General features: G+C 39.6%; 16 protein-coding genes. 5 read left to right on the top strand and 11 right to left on the bottom strand.

Annotation, left to right across the window (positions count from 1 at the left end; translation table 11 throughout):
- The 3 genes from BUA16_RS18865 to tyrS form a co-directional block, all read right to left on the bottom strand.
- Positions 1-257, bottom strand: a 257-nt coding sequence (locus BUA16_RS18865) for an ISAon1 family transposase N-terminal region protein (RefSeq protein WP_072765207.1), incomplete at its 3' end; no start/stop codon positions are given.
- A 153-nt stretch (positions 258-410) separates the two neighbouring features.
- On the bottom strand, positions 411-941 hold the full coding sequence (locus tag BUA16_RS13065) for a hypothetical protein (protein WP_072765197.1): 531 nt from the start codon (positions 939-941) through the stop codon (positions 411-413).
- Positions 942-1,034: 93 nt separating this feature from the next.
- Positions 1,035-2,330: a tyrosine--tRNA ligase gene (gene tyrS / locus BUA16_RS13060; RefSeq protein WP_072765196.1), complete on the bottom strand. Its 1,296-nt coding sequence runs from the start codon at positions 2,328-2,330 to the stop codon at positions 1,035-1,037.
- Positions 2,331-2,595: 265 nt separating this feature from the next.
- Here tyrS and BUA16_RS13055 point away from each other — a divergent pair, with 265 nt between their 5' ends.
- Positions 2,596-3,603, top strand: a complete 1,008-nt coding sequence (locus BUA16_RS13055; RefSeq protein WP_072765195.1) for an SDR family oxidoreductase — start codon at positions 2,596-2,598, stop codon at positions 3,601-3,603.
- A gap of 21 nt (positions 3,604-3,624) precedes the next feature.
- On the opposite strand, the gene BUA16_RS13050 is transcribed toward BUA16_RS13055, so the two are convergent.
- The 3 genes from BUA16_RS13050 to BUA16_RS13040 are packed head-to-tail and all read right to left on the bottom strand — an operon-like array spanning position 3,625 to position 6,096.
- Entirely contained in the window at positions 3,625-4,029 is a 405-nt protein-coding gene (locus BUA16_RS13050) for a DUF4296 domain-containing protein (RefSeq protein ID WP_072765194.1), read from the bottom strand.
- Positions 4,030-4,031: 2 nt separating this feature from the next.
- Complete coding sequence (locus BUA16_RS13045; protein WP_072765206.1) at positions 4,032-5,366, bottom strand: dihydroorotase; 1,335 nt, start codon at positions 5,364-5,366, stop codon at positions 4,032-4,034.
- 1 nt (position 5,367) lies between these two features.
- Entirely contained in the window at positions 5,368-6,096 is a 729-nt protein-coding gene (locus BUA16_RS13040) for a polyprenol monophosphomannose synthase (RefSeq protein ID WP_072765193.1), read from the bottom strand.
- Positions 6,097-6,399: 303 nt separating this feature from the next.
- Here BUA16_RS13040 and BUA16_RS13035 point away from each other — a divergent pair, with 303 nt between their 5' ends.
- Together BUA16_RS13035 and BUA16_RS13030 are read left to right on the top strand one after the other, a co-directional pair.
- Positions 6,400-7,056: a DUF4271 domain-containing protein gene (locus BUA16_RS13035; protein WP_072765192.1), complete on the top strand. Its 657-nt coding sequence runs from the start codon at positions 6,400-6,402 to the stop codon at positions 7,054-7,056.
- Positions 7,057-7,061: 5 nt separating this feature from the next.
- Positions 7,062-7,808, top strand: coding sequence for a uroporphyrinogen-III synthase (locus tag BUA16_RS13030; protein WP_072765205.1), 747 nt, complete (start codon positions 7,062-7,064; stop codon positions 7,806-7,808).
- A gap of 86 nt (positions 7,809-7,894) precedes the next feature.
- On the opposite strand, the gene pckA is transcribed toward BUA16_RS13030, so the two are convergent.
- Positions 7,895-9,511, bottom strand: coding sequence for a phosphoenolpyruvate carboxykinase (ATP) (pckA, locus tag BUA16_RS13025; RefSeq protein ID WP_072765191.1), 1,617 nt, complete (start codon positions 9,509-9,511; stop codon positions 7,895-7,897).
- 63 nt (positions 9,512-9,574) lie between these two features.
- On the bottom strand, positions 9,575-9,967 hold the full coding sequence (locus tag BUA16_RS13020) for a DUF423 domain-containing protein (RefSeq protein WP_072765190.1): 393 nt from the start codon (positions 9,965-9,967) through the stop codon (positions 9,575-9,577).
- Between the two features lie 79 nt (positions 9,968-10,046).
- Between BUA16_RS13020 and BUA16_RS13015 the strand changes: the two genes are divergently transcribed.
- Positions 10,047-11,420: a saccharopine dehydrogenase family protein gene (locus tag BUA16_RS13015; protein ID WP_072765189.1), complete on the top strand. Its 1,374-nt coding sequence runs from the start codon at positions 10,047-10,049 to the stop codon at positions 11,418-11,420.
- Between the two features lie 48 nt (positions 11,421-11,468).
- A complete protein-coding gene (locus BUA16_RS13010) occupies positions 11,469-11,939 on the top strand; it encodes an Lrp/AsnC ligand binding domain-containing protein (RefSeq protein ID WP_072765188.1) in 471 nt (156 codons plus the stop codon).
- Positions 11,940-11,996: 57 nt separating this feature from the next.
- Here the strand turns inward: BUA16_RS13010 and BUA16_RS13005 are convergent, their stop codons facing one another.
- From BUA16_RS13005 to BUA16_RS12995, 3 genes are all read right to left on the bottom strand, one after another.
- Positions 11,997-12,692, bottom strand: coding sequence for a zinc metallopeptidase (locus tag BUA16_RS13005; protein ID WP_072765187.1), 696 nt, complete (start codon positions 12,690-12,692; stop codon positions 11,997-11,999).
- 139 nt (positions 12,693-12,831) lie between these two features.
- On the bottom strand, positions 12,832-13,086 hold the full coding sequence (locus BUA16_RS13000) for a SemiSWEET family sugar transporter (RefSeq protein ID WP_072765186.1): 255 nt from the start codon (positions 13,084-13,086) through the stop codon (positions 12,832-12,834).
- 127 nt (positions 13,087-13,213) lie between these two features.
- On the bottom strand, positions 13,214-16,177 hold the full coding sequence (locus BUA16_RS12995) for a leucine--tRNA ligase (protein WP_072765185.1): 2,964 nt from the start codon (positions 16,175-16,177) through the stop codon (positions 13,214-13,216).
- Between the last annotated feature and the right edge of the window lie 253 nt (positions 16,178-16,430).

Here is a 16,430-nt window from a genome sequence, read left to right as displayed (position 1 = left end):
GTGGCCTTGTCCAGCCAACGGCGGCGCTTAATGTGGAGAAAGACTGATTTTCCTCGTAATGGGAAATCCTGGACGACGATCTCCTTATGAAAGCCATGACCTATTAAAATGCGATGTTTTTCCTCTTTAGGGGTATCCTTCTTTTCTTCAAAATATAAATGAAGGGTACCATCTTCTGTTTTATGGGAGACAAGATTAAAGTGGGTTATTAATAGTTCAGGCAGTATAAGCTTTAATAGGTCGATAGATAATTCCAATGCTGTTCGTTTTTCTGCAAATATCGAACTCCTATTTCAATTCACACACAACTTTTGTGCTTGATCCGAAACCATTTTAAAAAAAACATCCCCCTAAAAAATTAGGAGGATGTATATTATTGCTCTGTAGGTATTGACCCAGGCGAGATTTTTTTATAGCCCTAAAATTTTGGCATCCACGAAGAAAACCGATTTTACCGCTATTTCATGATCTGAAGTCAGCACCTCATCGGTCACCGTTTTAAGCCTTAGGGTATAGGCATCCTTTTTTATATAATCTTTTAGGTCAGCGTTAGAAGTAATGAGTTCTAATTCCCCGGTTGCGTTTTCGGAAACTGCTTCGTTCCAAGCAATTTTAATTTCCGGCAAATCCCCGGCAGAAATGTACACCTCTATAGCTTCTAAAAAACTAAAGTCCGCCCCAGAAGGCTCTGTTACTTTCATCGTTAAGCTCCTCAGGACAATTTCTTCAATAAGATCTTTTCGCGTATCGTTTACTGCAAACTCCGATTCTGAGTTAGTTTCTTTTTCAGGAGTATAAATATCAAAAGGCAAACTAGTGCGTGTGCTCGACGGAATCACTACCCTTTGATTGAAATCCATTTCAAACTTGGTAAGCTCATCTAATGTATCGCAACCACTAAAAACGGCAATCAAACTCAGTAATAATAAACACTTCTTCATATGATATTTAAATTTTAAACGGAACCCTTTATCCTAAAAGCTTACGAGCTATATTAATAAAAAATAAACCTTCTATGTATATTTATTGGCCCCTTAGGATACCACCAACACAAAATAGTTCTTTTTACCGCGCTGCAATAAAACGAACTTATCATTGATAAGGTCTGATGCGGTAATACTGTAGTCTTCTTTTACCTTTTCCTTATTCACGGAAATGGAGTTTTGTTTTAATTCTCTTCTGGCCTCTCCATTAGAACCTAAGAAGTTTGTTTTTGCAGCCAAAGCACCTATCATATCCAAGCCGTTTTCTATCGCTTCCCTAGCTATTTCTGCTTGTGGCACTCCTTCAAAGATATCTAAAAAGGTTTTTTCGTTCAGTTTTTTCAAATCTTCCGAAGTAGACTTTCCAAAGAGAATGTTACTCGCTTTTATGGCGTTATCCAATTCTTCTTGTGAATGTACCATACGGGTTACTTCGTCTGCCAAGCGTTTTTGAAGAACCCTTAAATGCGGAGCTTCACGATGTTCTTTTACCAGTCCTTCTATTTCCTCTCTCGTTAAAAAGGTAAATATTTTTATATATTTTTCTGCATCTTCATCGGAAGTATTCAACCAATATTGGTAAAACTTATAAGGTGAAGTTCTTTCGGCATCCAACCAAATGTTTCCTCCTTCGGATTTCCCGAATTTAGTACCATCGGCCTTTGTAATTAGGGGACAGGTAAGGGCATATCCTTTTCCGCCGCCTATTCTACGGATCAATTCTGTTCCGGTAGTAATATTCCCCCATTGGTCGCTCCCCCCCATTTGAAGGGTACAGTTATGGGTTCTATATAGGTGTAAAAAATCGTAGCCTTGTACCAGCTGATAGGTAAACTCTGTAAAAGACATCCCTTCTTTAGCTTCGGCCGTCAATCTTTTCTTCACAGAATCCTTGGCCATCATATAGTTGACCGTAATGTGTTTTCCAACATCCCTAATAAATTCCAAAAAGGAAAAATCCTTCATCCAGTCGTAATTATTGACTAGTATGGCTTTGTTGTCCTTATCACTGTTAAAATCTAAAAAGCGGGATAATTGATTTTTTATGGCTTCCTGGTTATGGCGCAAGGTAGGCTCATCCAATAAATTTCTTTCTGTAGATTTCCCAGAAGGATCACCGATCATTCCTGTTGCCCCTCCAATTAAAGCATAAGGTTTATGACCTGCCAATTGAAAATGACGCAACATCATTACCCCTACTAAATGGCCTATATGCAAGGAATCTGCCGTAGGGTCTATCCCTACATACGCAGATTGCATTCCGCTTAATAAATGTTCTTCGGTACCGGGCATTGCATCGTGCAACATCCCTCTCCAAGTCAACTCTTCTACAAAATTTGAAGTCATCCTAATTATATTATTTTCAATAATAACTGCAAATATAAAAGAAAAACTACGCTTTAGCCCGATGAAACCCAGGGAACTCCTTTCATTTTTTTCCTTTTTGGGCTTATCATTGATAAAAAAGCAAACCTTGGATTGTTTCCGACACCTCTAAGAATATGATTGCCCAAAAGAGTAGGTTTTAGTTCTTTTTAATGGAATTTTAAGCTAAGAGACAATAAGTCCGTTCAAGGGCTATTTTATCCATTCAATTAAGTAAATTTGGGCCATGATTTTAGTTACAGGAGGTACCGGTTTAGTGGGAGCACATCTTCTTTTGCAATTAGTGCAATCTGGTGCTACGGTTAAAGCAATCCATAGAAAAACAAGCGACCTAAAAGGCGTCGAAAAGATCTTCGGGTATTATACCCCAAATGCCCATATACTGTTTAAACAAATTCAATGGGTCGAGGCAGAATTGAGCGACATTCCGGCTTTGGAGGTTGCTTTTGAAAAGGTTTCGAGGGTATACCATTGTGCGGCCTTAGTTTCTTTTGACCCTAGGGAGTATGAGTTACTGAAAAAGGTAAACCATGAGGGCACCAAGAACATTGTTAATTTATGCATTGCCAAGAATGTAAAAAAACTTTGTTATGTAAGCAGCATTGCTACCATTGGCAAAACTCCGAACCACCAAAGAGCTACTGAAGAAACAGATTGGCAAGACCAAAATTCCGGTGTCTATGCGTTAACAAAAATGGATGCGGAATTAGAGGTCTGGCGAGGTTCTCAAGAGAACATCCCAGTCGTTATCGTAAATCCGGGCGTTATTTTAGGCCCTGGCTACTGGAATAGCGGCAGCGGCCTATTTTTTAAGACTGCCTATAAGGGCCAAAAATATTACCCTCCCGGAGGAACTGGCTTTGTAGGGATTCAAGACGTGGTACGCCTTATGGTGCAATTAATGAATTCTACCATAACCAACCAGCGATTTATTGCCGTAGCAGAAAATGCCAGTTACAAGGAAATCTTGGATAGGATAAGTAAGGGATTAATGAAACCAGGCCCCACCAAAAAAATTGCATTATGGCAATTGGAAATCTTATGGCGTTTAGATTGGTTGCGATCATTATTGACGCAAAAAGGACGAAAACTTAGTAAAAACAAGGTAAGTTCCCTCAGAAAGCAACAGCTTTATAGTCATGACAAAGCAAAGGCGCATCTAGATTTCGCCTTTGAACCATTAACGGATACCATTAAATTTTCTTGTGAAAAATTTCTGGAAGAACAAGCATAAACACAAAAAAGCAGTCTTCGTTTATTTGTTCGTTGCCTTCTTTAAGCTTTCCTTGGATTTATTGGAATCTTCTTCCTTCTTTTTTAATTTTTCGTCATCAATGACCTTTTGCGCTTCCACTAGCCTTGTCTCTACGGATGTATAAATATTTTCGTATATCAAGGGAATTGAAGCGTAATAGGCATCACTTTTCACAAATTGCAGGCTATCTATTTCATATTTGGCATAGATATAGGCCATAGGGTCTATTTCTTGTTCCTGTAAAATAGAGGTATTAATAGCCTTGGCAGCATTTAATATGGCCACATCGTAAAGGATGTCACTCATTTCTTTCTCGGGAATAAGGTTCGCTGGCTTCTCAATAACCTTTTTTTGGCCACAGGAAAACATAAAAACCATACTAAATGCTACAAGATATTTTTTCATGACTATCTATTAAAGGTGAGTCTTTTGGCATTTCTTTCTTCCGAAAAACGACCGTTTTCATAAGCCAAATGACCGTTTACAAAGGTATGGGTTATCTTAGATTTAAAGGTATTCCCTTCAAAAGGAGACCAGCCACATTTGTAAGCGATATTAGCTTTGGAGACCGTCCATGCTTCCTGAAGGTCTACCACTACCAGATCGGCAAAATAACCTTCGCGAATAAAGCCACGTTTTTCTATTTGAAATAATTTTGATGGATTGTGGCACATTTTCTCTACTATCTTTTCCAAAGAAATTTTCCCTGAGTGATAGTTTTCCAACATGGCGGGCAGGGCGTGTTGTACCAATGGTCCGCCAGACGGGGCCGAGGTATATAGATTGTTCTTTTCTTCCAAGGTATGTGGAGCGTGATCGGTAGCTACTACATCTATACGATCGTCTAGCAATGCTTCCCACAACTGTTGTCTGTCGGCAGCGGTTTTTACCGCGGGATTCCATTTGATGAAATTCCCCTTAGTTTGGTAATCCTCATCCGAAAACCACAGGTGATGCAAACAAACTTCTGCCGTTATTTTCTTTTCTTCTAGCGGAATATCGTTCCTGAACAATGTGGTCTCCACTCCTGTTGACAGGTGAAAAACATGAAATCTGGCTCCTGTTTTCTCCGCAAGGGCAATGGCTCTTGAAGAGGACAGGTAACAAGCTTCGGCACTTCTGATCAGCGGATGGTATTTCACAGGAATATCATCGCCATATTGTTCCTTATAGGCCGCCAAATTATTTTTAATGGTTGTTTCATCCTCGCAATGGGCAGAAATTACCATGTCAGTATTGCTAAATATTTTCTCGATAACCTCCTCATTATCGACCAACATATTTCCTGTGGAAGAACCCAAAAAAAGTTTCACCCCCGAACAGGCATTTTTATCCAATCTTTTTAGTTCTTCTAAATTGTCGTTGGTACCACCGAATAAAAATGAATAATTGGCAAAGGAAGTATTTTTGGCCAGGGCAAATTTTTCCTCAAGGGCCTTAATGGTGGTGGTTTGCGGATTGGTATTGGGTTGTTCCATATAGGTTGTAATTCCCCCGGCTACCGCCGCCCTGCTCTCTGAGGCGATATTTCCCTTGTGGGTAAGCCCTGGTTCCCTAAAATGTACCTGATCGTCTATCACCCCAGGAAGGACATACTTGCCGCTAACATCGATCACTTTTGCTGAATCGTCTGAAATTTGGTTCTCAATTTTCAGTATTATGCCATCTTCCAATAAAATATCACTTTCAAATATTCTATTCTCGTTAACAACCTTAGCGTTCTTTATAAGTATTTTGCCCATATTAAAATTTCCTTTTTTGAAATACACTTCTAATTTTCATTTGTATGACGCCAAATACGGCTTCTCCGATAATAGAAATGCTCATTTTTGATTTTCCTCTTATCCTATCCGTAAAAATAATAGGCACCTCTTCTAAGGTATACCTCTGAAGATGGGCCCTAAATTTCATTTCGATCTGAAAGGCATACCCAATAAACCTAATAGAATCGAGTCTTATTGTTTCTAGTACCTTTCGTTTATAGCAAACAAATCCTGCAGTAGGGTCGTATATTTTCATTCCTGTTATTAACCTTACGTAAAAAGAGGCCCCATAGGACAGTAATATTCTATGTAAGGGCCAATTTACTACATTTATTCCCTTCTTATACCGCGACCCTACCGCTACGTCGGCTCCCTTTTTACAGCAGTTGTACAACCGTATTAAGTCTTTTGGGTCGTGAGAGAAATCGGCATCCATTTCAAAAATGTAATCGTATTTTCGTTCTATAGCCCATTTAAACCCATGAATATAGGCGGTACCCAACCCGAATTTTTCTTGTCTCACTTCCAAAAATAAGCGATCTCCAAAAAATTGCTGCATTTTTTTTACAGCTTCGGCAGTGCCATCGGGAGAATTATCGTCGACGATCAGGATATGAAATTTTTTCTTCAACCCAAAAACAGCTCGAATAATAAGTTCTATGTTTTCAATCTCGTTGAATGTAGGTATAATGACCAAACTATCTGCCATCTATATATTGCAATTTAAGCAAAAATAGTATTTTAAAATCTGTAGCGAAATATCAGGATGGTTTTATGATTAATTTAAAAAGTGTCACGCCAAGAATCTTATAAAGTATGGCCTTGTAATCTTTCGGTATTTGCACTTCCCTTTTTTTATAACTTATTCCCTTCCCTAATGACCGTACTAGGGCTAGGAGGACATTTTTTTTAACTTTTGTCCTATTAAAAATAGAAGCAAATACTTATTTTAGGATTATACTATAGGAATAGTTTAATTTTAGGGCCTCGAGAAAATTAAAAACCCGTATTGATGGAACCCATTTTAAGAACGCCCTACTCAATAGACTGGATTACAGCGGTAATCTTTACCAGTATCGTTTTTATGATCTTGGCAAAGAGTTCTTTTTATTCACGGTTTATGAATTTTATTATTTTACCGTTCAACAATAAATATATTTTTTTATACAGTAAAAAAGACAAAATATTTAGCGGCTTCAACCTTTTTTTTAGTCTGTTTCAGATCCTTAATTCCGCACTGTTAATTTATTTTGCCTATCATATTTATTACGATCCTTTCGGAGCCCATGAATTTAAGGTTTACGGTTTTATATTGATGGCCCTGTTATTATTTTTGACTTCCAAGATTTTCTTACAAATTGCGAACGGATTTATCTTTAATTCAAAGAGTATTATTTCTGAAATAATTTTTAAAAAATTAACCTATTTAAATTACAGCAGCCTCTTGATGTTAATGGCCAATTTATTGCTCAATTTCGTATATAAACAGTCCAAAACAATCCTTATTATAAGTTTTATATTGATTTTATTGATCCATATCATGGGGTGGATTACGGCATTAAGAAATCATCAAAAGTTTATAGCTAGTAATTTTGTGTATTTTATTTTGTACCTTTGCGCTCTTGAAATAGCTCCTTTATTGATAATTTGGGGTTGTTTAAAAGACTGATGCCTATGAAAGTAAAAACAATTTTGGTTTCTCAGCCGGAGCCTAAGATGGAAAATTCGCCTTATTCAAAACTTATTGATAAAGAGAAAATAAAGGTAGATTTTAGACCTTTTATCCATGTGGAAGGGGTAGATGCTAAAACAGTAAGGGCACAAAAGATAGATCTAAAAAATTATACCGCGATCATCCTGACCAGCAGGAATGCAGTGGACCATTTTTTTAGAATTGCAGAAGAAATGAGGTTTAAAGTACCAGATACTTTAAAGTACTTTTGTCAGTCCGAAGCCGTAGCATACTACCTACAAAAATATGTAGTATACAGAAAGCGTAAAATTTATGTTGGTAAGATGAATTTTATTGACTTGAGTGTGCTATTAAAAAAGTATAAGGACGAAAAATACTTATTGCCTTCTTCCGATGTACTTAAGCCTATCGTACCCGAAACTATGGATAATCTTGGCCTTAATTGGACAAGGGGAATATTCTATAAAACCGTAATCAGCGATCTATCGGATTTAAGGGACGTATATTATGATGTCCTTGTTTTCTTTAGTCCATCTGGAATAGAATCTTTATTAAAGAACTTCCCGGACTTTAAACAAAACGACACTAGGATTGCCGTATTTGGTAATTCTACCGTTAAAGCCGCCAATGAGGCCGGATTGCGAATAGACATACAAGCGCCCACTCCGGAGACCCCTTCTATGACTATGGCGCTACAACGGTATATTACTTCCGTCAACAAAAAATAAACCAGGAAGCTACAAAGCTATTACAGGCTTAACACTTCGCGAACAGTTAAAATAAACCCCCGAGGCCAGCCTCGGGGGTTTTTGTTTTAAAAGCCATATCGTTGTGGTCCGCCACGTCTGATTTCTTCATTGGCATACGCTTCGAACTTTTTAAAATTCTCTCGGAAGGCATTCGTCAATTTAAAGGCTGTCTTATAATAGGCCTCATCATTGTTCCAGGTGGCCCTTGGACTTAGGACACTACTGGGCACCCCGGGGCATTCCCTGGGCTGCGCGGTACCAAATACGGAATGAATATGATATTTGTCGTAACAATACAATCCTAAATCCCCATTTAGGACGGCATTAATCATGGCCCGGGTATATTTTAATTTCATACGAGTACCTACGCCATAGGGACCACCGGTCCAGCCAGTATTCACCAGCCATACATTTACGCCAGACTCCTTCATTTTAGCACTCAGCATTTCGGCGTATTTCGTTGGGTGCAATGGCATAAACGGTGCCCCAAAACAAGCAGAGAATGATGGCACAGGCTCTACCACCCCTGCCTCTGTACCTGCCACTTTTGCGGTATAGCCCGAAATAAAATGGTAGGCGGCCTGGCTGGGTGTCAATTTAGAAATGGGGGGCAACACGCCAAAAGCATCGGCCGTTAAAAAGAAAATATTCTTAGGGTTCTTTCCTATGGAAGGCACCTGTATGTTTTCTATATTATAGATGGGATAACTAACCCTTGTATTCTGGGTTATGGACACGTCACTGTAGTCAACTTCCCCTTGGGCGTTTAAAATTACATTTTCTAAGAGGGCCCCTTTTTTAATAGCACCAAATATTTCGGGCTCGTTCTCTTTACAAAGGTTAATTACCTTGGCATAACAGCCTCCTTCGAAATTAAACACCGTATTCTCTTTCGTCCATCCATGTTCGTCATCTCCAATAAGTTTTCGACTCGAATCGGCTGACAAGGTAGTTTTTCCCGTTCCCGATAAACCAAAAAATATGGCTGTATCGCCATTTTCGCCCACATTTGCAGAACAGTGCATTGGAAGGGTGTCTTTATATACTGGGAGAATAAAATTAAGAGCCGAAAAAATACCTTTCTTAATTTCCCCGGTATATCCGGTACCTCCTATAAGGGCAATTTTTCGGGTGAAATTTAAAATCGCAAAATTGTGTTGACGGGTACCGTCCTCTTCGGCATTGGCCATAAAACCGGGGGCATTGACCACCGTCCATTCCGGATCAAAATTCAGCAACTCTTCTTCTGTTGGTCTTAAGAACATGTTATAAGCAAACATATTGGACCATGGATACTCGTTGATCACCCTAATGTTTAATCTATAGTCCTTATCTGCGCAGGCAAAACAATCCCTGACAAATATTTCCTTTTCATTAAGATATTTTATCACCTTGTCGTAAAGGGCATCGAACTTATCGCTTTCGAAGGGGATATTGACCTTTCCCCACCACACCTTGTCCTGGGTAATTTCATCTTTTACAATAAACCTATCCATGGGCGAACGCCCAGTAAACTCGCCGGTATTAATAGCAAGGGCACCAGTGGAAGAGGTTTGTCCCATACCCCTTTCAACGGACATATCGTGCAATTTCGATGGTGATAATTGATAGTGGATCAGTTTACTATCGATACCGTATTCGGCTAACGAAATCGATTTCGCTGATGAAGTTGATGAATTCATAATATAGAGTTTAGTTTTTAGTAAAATTATAAAAAATATAAATTGAGGGGTTAATAACTCGTTTTATCTCAATTGTTTCCGACTAAATAGCCTAAAACCGAGGATTATCCAACCAATGATCAATAAGCTTCCTCCTAGGGGAGTCATTAACGCGATGGTTTTAAAATCATAGCTCGTAAGACTATTCGTTGCCAAGAGGTAGATAGAAAAGGAAAAAAACACTACTCCTACCGTTACAAAATAATAGATAAGCCCTTTTTGTTCTTCCGCTAACACATTAAAACTTCCTAAAACCAATAAAAACAACGCATGGTACATTTGGTATTTAACACCAGTTTCAAAAGTCGACAAAGCCTTGGCATCGACCAATTTCTCTAAGCCATGAGCCCCAAAGGCACCTAAAATGATTGCAGTACATCCAAATATCACCCCAGTGATCAAAATTGTTTTGTTCATAACTTATAGACTCAATTACACGACAAATATAACAATTTGATACCTTAGTAACCGTTTAATCTAAAAAGTTACACAACAAATGACCAGAAAAATATTAGTTATTGGCGCAGGAAAATCTACTTCCTATTTAATAGACTATCTATTAACCAAGGCCCAATCAGAAAAACTACACCTCATCATAGGCGATTTACATCCAGAATTACTACCAGATACCTTTACATCCCATCCTGCATGCCAGACATTAAAGCTCGATATTTTTAATGACCAAGACCGGAAAGAAGCCATTGCAACGGCCGACATTGTAGTATCTATGGTTCCTGCCCATCTCCATATCATATTGGCCAAAGACTGTCTAGCATTGGGCAAGCATTTGGTTACCGCTTCCTACGTGAGCGACGAATTAAAGGCTCTGGACAAGGCCGTAACGGAAAAAGGGCTCGTTTTTATGAATGAGATTGGCCTAGACCCTGGAATAGACCATATGAGTGCTATGCAGGTATTGGATTCTATACGTGAAAAAGGCGGAAAAGTACTTCTATTCGAATCTTTTACCGGAGGGTTAGTGGCCCCTGAGAGCGACAACAACCTATGGAATTATAAATTTACCTGGAATCCTAGAAATGTAGTGGTGGCCGGACAAGGAGGAACCGCAAAGTTCTTGCAGGAAGGCAGCTATAAATATATCCCATATCACAAGCTCTTTAGAAGAACGGAGTTTTTAAATGTGGAAGGTTACGGCAAGTTTGAGGCGTATGCCAATAGGGATTCCTTAAAATACAGAGAGGTATATGGTTTAAACAATGCCCTGACCTTATTTAGGGGTACCATTCGAAAAATAGGGTTTTCCAAAGCTTGGAATATATTCGTTCAATTGGGAATGACCGATGACAGCTATACCATAGAAAACTCAAAGGGGATGTCTTACCGTAATTTTGTCAATCTATTTCTGCCCTACTCCCCCACCGATTCCGTCGAACTGAAATTGCGTCATTATTTAAAAATTGATCAGGACGATATTATGTGGGAAAAACTGATGGAGTTGGATTTATTTGATGGGAATAAGAAAATAACCTTGGCAAATGCCTCTCCTGCCCAGATATTACAAGAGATTTTAGAAAACAGCTGGACGCTGAAAGAAGAAGACAAGGACATGATTGTCATGTACCATAAATTCGGCTACGAACTTAATGGTAAAAAAGAACAGATAGATGCCCATATGGTTGTTACCGGAAAAGATCGTATTTATACTGCCATGGCCAAAACAGTAGGCTTACCTGTAGCCATCGCTACCCTATTGATTCTAAATGGAAAAATAAGCACCCCAGGGGTTCAAATCCCTCTAAAGCCAGCCGTCTATCAACCGATTTTAGAGGAGTTAAAATCGCACGGAATTATATTCAAGGAGCAACATGCCCCCTATCTGGGCTACAATCCTGACTTTGTTGCTAGTTAATAAGTATAATTTATTTGATACATTTACAGTAAAACTGAAACATAATACATGAAATCGGATAACGATCATATAAAAATAGACGGAATTGACAAGGACATCTTGAGATACCTTATGGCAGAGGCGCGAAAACCCATCTTAGAAATAGCGCGAAAGATCGGCATTTCTGGGGCCGCTATTCACCAAAGACTTCGAAAACTAGAGAGTTCCGGATTAATATCGGGGGCAAAATTAGTGATCAATCCTAAGGTACTGGGGTATACCACCATGGCTTATATTGGCATTTATTTGGATAAGGCCATGAGCAATCCGGTAGCGGTAAAAGAATTGGAAAAAATCCCAGAGGTGCTAGAATGTCATTACACCACTGGGAACTGGTCTATTTTAATAAAAGTATTGTGTAGGGACAACGAACATTTGATGCAGGTTCTTAACCGGGACATTCAGCCTATTGAAGGTGTGTCCAGAACAGAAACCTTTATTTCCCTTGACCAACAAATAGACCGCCAGATTACAATATAAACTAAAAAAGACGCCAAATGAAGGCGTCTTTTTTTAGTTTAAAATCGTTTCTTAAGATTAATCTCTACCTCCTAAAACCTGCATCGCCCAGTACACCAAAGTAGCCAAGGAACCAATTGCAGCCACCAAATAGGTACGTGCTGCCCATTTTAAGGCATCCTCAGAACCTTTATACTCTTCCGGGGTTACTATATTCTTATTTTTCAACCAAGCCAAGGCTCTGTTACTAGCATCGTATTCTACCGGAAGGGTAATAAAACTAAACAGCGTAGCGAATCCCATCATGATTAAACCTGCTATGGCGACCCAATACCCAAAACCAACCCCTGCGGCTGCTCCTAGCATAAGTCCACCAAAAACCACCCACATGGACATGCCAGAGGTAACACTCACTACAGGCACTAATTTAGAGCGCATGGTTAACCATTCGTAGGCCGTTGCATGCTGTACGGCATGCCCACATTCATGAGCTGCCACTGCCGCCGCCGAAGCGTTACGCTGACTGTATACACTTTCACTTAAGTTCACGGTTTTATCTACCGGGTTGTAATGGTCGGTCAACTGCCCAGGTGTAGATATTACCCTAACATCCCTTATTCCATGATCGGCCAACATTTTTTCTGCAATTTCGGCCCCACTCATCCCATTGCGCAAATGCACTTCTGAATAATATTTAAATTTACTTTTCAGTTTATTGCTTACCAACCAACTAACCAGTGCAATAGCGCCAATCAATACGTAATACATTATCATAATTATATTTTTAAAATTGTTTTTTTAACTTTTTAAGTTCTGCTTTACAGTACTACATCAGCAAAAAGCTCGCCAATTTAATACTTGCCAGTCTTCCCTATCTCACCCAACGAAATTAATGACAAAATGTCTAATTCCCTTATTTGTATTTTAATTTTAAGAAAAGCATAACACATACCAACATAGAGGTAACCGCATTGGCTATCACTATGGGGAAACTGTCGTGGAATAGACCGTAATAAAGCCAAAGCAACGTACCGCAGAGAAATATGCAATACATAGGCAAGGAAATATCCTTTGTAGATTTATCTCTCCAGGTTTTTAGTACTTGTGGCACAAAGGCAGAAGTTGTACATACGGCTGCCACCAAACCTATTATCTCTATAAATTGCATCCTTTTTTATGTTATAATATACAACAACCCCAACGATTAATTGGGGTTGTTGACATGAATATTTATAAGAACATCAATAAGATCGCTTAGTTCTTGGTGCTAGTAGCCCAAGCTTGTAATTAATTGCTTAGCCAACAATGTTGACGATCTTACCAGGTACCACAATAATCTTTTTAGGGGTACGTCCTTGCAATTGCTCCTGGGTCTTTTCGTGGGCCATTACAGCTGCTTCAATATCGTCCTTGGACAAGTCTGCCGGCAATTGAATTTTGAAACGCATTTTTCCATTGAAAGAAATAGGATACTCCTTACTGCTCTCTACCAGATGCTTTCCGTCGAATACAGGAAAAGCTACCGTGGCGATAGATTCTGAATGTCCCAATTTACTCCAAAGTTCTTCGGCAATATGGGGCGCATAAGGCGATACCAAAATAACCAAAGGCTCCAATATCTGTCTGCTATTACATTTTTGACTGGCCAATTCATTCACACAAATCATAAAAGTAGCCACAGAGGTATTAAAGGAGAAGTTTTCTATATCTTCTTCTACTTTTTTGATGGTCTTGTGCAAGGTTTTTAGATTTTCAGCTGTAGGCTCGGCATCGGTGACCTTAAAGGCTCCTTCGGCCCCTCCGTGGAACAAGCGCCACAGTTTCTTTAAAAAACCATGTACCCCGCTGATACCTGCTGTATTCCAGGGCTTAGATTGCTCCAAGGGCCCCAAGAACATTTCGTACAAACGCAAAGAATCTGCCCCGTATTCTTCACAAATACTATCTGGACTCACCACATTGTATTTAGATTTGGACATCTTCTCTACTTCTCTACCTACTAAATAGGTATCGTTTTCCAAGGCAAATTTAGCCTCTGCATATTCCGACCTCCATTTTTTAAAAGCTTCTATATCTAATTCGTCGGAAGCATTTACAAAAGAAACATCGGCATGGATAGGCGTAAATTGAGACCAATCTGTAGTATCGGAAACAATGATGTTGTCAGTTCCAATTGCAGAAACAATAGCTTTAACCTCTGGATTATCGGTTAATTTCTTTCCGTTTTTTACTGCGTCTTCAATAATAGATTTTGAGACAAAAACCGGAACTCTAGGTTGCGATTCATCGGTTTGCCCATATTCCCAACGATACACAAAGGCACTAGTACCAGTGATCATTCCTTGGTTTATAAGTTTTTTAGCAAACTCGTCTTTAGGCACGATTCCCTTATCGAACAAAAACTTTTGCCAAAAACGCGCATATAACAAGTGGCCGGTAGCGTGCTCACTACCACCAATATATAGATCCACGTCTTGCCAATAATTAATGGCTTCCTTGGAGAATATCTCTTCGGTATTGTTGGCATCCATATAGCGGTTAAAGTAAAAACTACTTCCCGCCCAACCTGGCATGGTATTCAATTCTAATGGAAATACGGTACTGTTGTTTATTTTTTCATTGGCGACTACCTCGTTTGTTTCCGTATTCCAGGCCCAAACGCTCGCATTCCCCAAAGGAGGCTCGCCTGTTTCTGTTGGCAAGTACTTTTCTACTTCGGGCAACACAACGGGCAGGTATTTGGTGTCTATCATTTGCGGCATCCCGTCTACATAATATACTGGAAAAGGCTCTCCCCAATACCTTTGGCGGCTGAATACTGCATCGCGAAGCCTATAATTGACCTTCCCTTGCCCCTGTGCTAGTTTTTCCAACTCGTAAATGGCCAATTTGGTGGCCTTTTTATAGGGCAAGCCGTTTAAAAAGTCGGAATTCGCTATAACGGCACCATCTTTATCTGCGAAGGCAGTTTCTGAAATATCTATTCCTTCAAAAATATTTGGGATTGGAATATTAAAATGTTTGGCAAAATCATAATCGCGCTGATCTCCGCATGGGACAGACATTACCGCTCCGGTACCATAACCAGCCAATACATAATCGCCAATCCAAACGGGAATAGGTTCTTTGGTAAAGGGATGCTCGGCATATGCACCGGTAAATACTCCTGAAATAGTTTTTACATCGGCCATCCTTTCGCGTTCAGAACGTTTTGCCGTCGCCTCTATATACGATTGAACAGCTTCTTTTTGCTCGGGAGTCGTAATTTTGGCAACCAATTCATGTTCTGGCGCCAAGGTCATAAAACTGACTCCAAAAATAGTATCCGGACGGGTTGTAAAGACCTCTATAGGATAAGACTCCCCTTCTGAGCTTACAGGAAGGGTATGGAAGGTTACCGCCGCCCCTTCAGAGCGTCCAATCCAATTGGTTTGTGAATCTTTTAATGGCTGTGGCCAATCGACCTTTGCCAAACCATCTAATAAACGTTGGGCATAAGCAGAAATACGCATGCTCCACTGCGTCATTTTTTTACGGACAACGGGATGGCCCCCACGTTCAGAAACGCCATTGACAATTTCGTCATTGGCCAAAACCGTACCTAGGACAGGACACCAGTTTACTTCGGTCTCTGCCAAATAGGTGAGCCTATATTGTAATAGAATCTCTTGTTTTTCATTGCCGGATAATCCATTCCACTGATCAGCGGTAAAAGGCGCCACCTCCTCATCACAAACCGCATTGACCTTGGTATTTCCTTCATTCTCAAAAATAACGATCAATGAAGATATGTCCTCGGCCTTATCGGCGTCTTTGTTATACCATGAGTTAAAGAGCTGAATAAAGATCCATTGCGTCCATTTATAGTAGTCGGTATTGGACGTACGCAACTCACGGCTCCAATCGAATGAAAACCCTATTTTGTCCAATTGTTCCCTATACCTATTAATATTGGTTTCGGTAGTAAGAGCCGGATGTTGCCCTGTTTGTATGGCATACTGTTCTGCAGGCAATCCAAAAGAATCGTATCCCATTGGGTGCAATACGTTAAATCCTTTATGTCTTTTATAACGCGCATAGATATCACTGGCAATATATCCTAACGGATGCCCTACGTGCAAGCCCGCTCCTGAAGGATAGGGAAACATATCCAACACATAAAATTTTGGCTTATCAGAATTATTAACTGCCCTAAAGGTCCCTTTTTGAGCCCATTCTTTCTGCCATTTATCTTCTATCTTTTTAAAATCGTAATTCATTCTGTCGATTGTATTTAGATGCCCCGCAATGGTGGCTCTTTATTCTTTTTTCACGTGCAGTGGCAAAAATAGGCTTAATCCCCAAAAAGGGAAAATATATTATGAACTTCCCTAAGGGAGCTTCCCTAATTGAGTACATGCGTACTGCGTCCATGGCCCAAAAGCTGTTTATTTTTGCCATTTGTTCTGCCTATGTGGATCACAGGCAACCCCTAGCATACTGAGACTGCTTTAGCTAGGTCCATTTCTGCAT

Source organism: Arenibacter nanhaiticus, assembly GCF_900141935.1.
GTDB lineage: Bacteria > Bacteroidota > Bacteroidia > Flavobacteriales > Flavobacteriaceae > Arenibacter > Arenibacter nanhaiticus.
Note: the sequence above shows the minus strand (reverse complement) of the source record. Positions and strands in the feature narration are given on the sequence as shown.

Excerpts from the sequence above, each read along its gene's own strand:
- BUA16_RS13065 (WP_072765197.1), bottom strand. The coding sequence starts at position 941 with ATGAAGAAGTGTTTATTATTACTGAGTTTGATTGCCGTTTTTAGTGGT.
- tyrS (WP_072765196.1), bottom strand. The coding sequence starts at position 2,330 with ATGACTTCAAATTTTGTAGAAGAGTTGACTTGGAGAGGGATGTTGCAC.
- BUA16_RS13055 (WP_072765195.1), top strand. The coding sequence starts at position 2,596 with ATGATTTTAGTTACAGGAGGTACCGGTTTAGTGGGAGCACATCTTCTT.
- BUA16_RS13050 (WP_072765194.1), bottom strand. The coding sequence starts at position 4,029 with ATGAAAAAATATCTTGTAGCATTTAGTATGGTTTTTATGTTTTCCTGT.
- BUA16_RS13045 (WP_072765206.1), bottom strand. The coding sequence starts at position 5,366 with ATGGGCAAAATACTTATAAAGAACGCTAAGGTTGTTAACGAGAATAGA.
- BUA16_RS13040 (WP_072765193.1), bottom strand. The coding sequence starts at position 6,096 with ATGGCAGATAGTTTGGTCATTATACCTACATTCAACGAGATTGAAAAC.
- BUA16_RS13035 (WP_072765192.1), top strand. The coding sequence starts at position 6,400 with ATGGAACCCATTTTAAGAACGCCCTACTCAATAGACTGGATTACAGCG.
- BUA16_RS13030 (WP_072765205.1), top strand. The coding sequence starts at position 7,062 with ATGAAAGTAAAAACAATTTTGGTTTCTCAGCCGGAGCCTAAGATGGAA.
- pckA (WP_072765191.1), bottom strand. The coding sequence starts at position 9,511 with ATGAATTCATCAACTTCATCAGCGAAATCGATTTCGTTAGCCGAATAC.
- BUA16_RS13020 (WP_072765190.1), bottom strand. The coding sequence starts at position 9,967 with ATGAACAAAACAATTTTGATCACTGGGGTGATATTTGGATGTACTGCA.
- BUA16_RS13015 (WP_072765189.1), top strand. The coding sequence starts at position 10,047 with ATGACCAGAAAAATATTAGTTATTGGCGCAGGAAAATCTACTTCCTAT.
- BUA16_RS13010 (WP_072765188.1), top strand. The coding sequence starts at position 11,469 with ATGAAATCGGATAACGATCATATAAAAATAGACGGAATTGACAAGGAC.
- BUA16_RS13005 (WP_072765187.1), bottom strand. The coding sequence starts at position 12,692 with ATGATAATGTATTACGTATTGATTGGCGCTATTGCACTGGTTAGTTGG.
- BUA16_RS13000 (WP_072765186.1), bottom strand. The coding sequence starts at position 13,086 with ATGCAATTTATAGAGATAATAGGTTTGGTGGCAGCCGTATGTACAACT.
- BUA16_RS12995 (WP_072765185.1), bottom strand. The coding sequence starts at position 16,177 with ATGAATTACGATTTTAAAAAGATAGAAGATAAATGGCAGAAAGAATGG.